The organism is Mycobacterium sp. NPDC050853 (genome assembly GCF_040653875.1).
Lineage (GTDB): Bacteria > Actinomycetota > Actinomycetes > Mycobacteriales > Mycobacteriaceae > Mycobacterium.
Genome location: NZ_JBFAGW010000019.1, coordinates 1 through 1409 on the forward strand (window position 1 = coordinate 1; position 1409 = coordinate 1409).

Here is a 1409-nt window from a genome sequence, read left to right on the forward strand (position 1 = left end):
GAGGCGATTGATGAATCGCTTGATCCGCGTGATCCGCTGTTGCGGCTGAACACCTTTTTTGATGACGGCAGCCTCGAGCTGCTCCACGAGCGTGACCGCTCAGGTGTGTTGGCTGCTGCGGGCACCGTCAACGGAGTCAAGACCGTCGCCTTCTGCACCGACGGCACCGTCATGGGCGGCGCCATGGGAATCGAGGGCTGCCGCCACATCGTGGCCGCCTACGACATCGCGATCGAAGAACAATCCCCCATCATCGGGATCTGGCACTCCGGCGGCGCCCGCCTCGCCGAAGGAGTCTCCGCCCTGCACGCCGTCGGGCTGGTCTTTGAAGCCATGATCCGCGCCTCCGGATACATCCCACAAATCTCCATCGTGGTCGGATTCGCCGCCGGCGGCGCCGCCTACGGCCCCGCACTAACCGACGTCATCATCATGGCCCCGGAAAGCCGCGTATTCGTCACCGGACCCGACGTGGTCCGCAGCGTCACCGGCGAAGACGTCGACATGGCCACCCTCGGCGGCCCCGAAGCCCACCACAAAAAATCCGGTGTATGCCACATCGTGGCCGACGACGAACTCGACTCCTACACCCGCGGCCGCAAACTCGTCGGATTCTTCTGCCAACAAGGCGTTTTCGACCGCAGCCGCGCCGAAGCCGACCACACCGACCTACGCGCCCTGCTCCCCGAATCCGCCAAACGCGCCTACGACGTCCACCCCATCATCAACGCCCTCCTCGACCGCGACAACCCCGCAGACTCCTTCGAAGAATTCCAAGGCAAATGGGCACCCTCGATGGTCATCGGCCTGGGCCGCCTCGCCGGACGCTCCGTCGGAGTCCTAGCCAACAACCCACTACGCCTAGGCGGCTGCCTCAACTCCGAAAGCGCCGAAAAAGCCGCACGCTTCGTCCGCCTCTGCAACGCCTTCGGCATCCCCCTCATCGTCCTGGTCGACGTCCCCGGCTACCTACCCGGAGTCGGCCAAGAATGGGGCGGCGTAGTACGCCGCGGCGCCAAACTCCTACACGCATTCGGTGAAGCCACCGTCCCCCGCGTCACCCTAGTCACCCGCAAAATCTACGGCGGCGCCTACATCGCCATGAACTCACGCTCACTAGGAGCCACCAAAGTCTTCGCCTGGCCCGACGCCGAAGTCGCCGTCATGGGCGCCAAAGCCGCCGTCGGCATCCTCCACAAAAAACAACTCGCCGCCACACCCCCCGAAGAACGCGAAGCCCTCCACGAAGAACTCGCCATCGAACACGAACGCATCGCCGGCGGCGTCGACCGCGCCATCGAAATCGGCGTCGTCGACGAAGAAATCGAACCCTCACAAACCCGCGCCGTCCTCACCCGCGCACTCGCCGAAGCCCCCAACCGCCGCGGCCGCCACAAAAACATCCCACT

1 protein-coding gene is annotated in these 1409 nt (G+C 64.9%); it reads left to right on the plus strand.

The features are described from left to right. On the plus strand, positions 1-1409 hold a 1409-nt coding region (locus AB0H22_RS25385), incomplete at both ends, for an acyl-CoA carboxylase subunit beta (protein WP_358150041.1).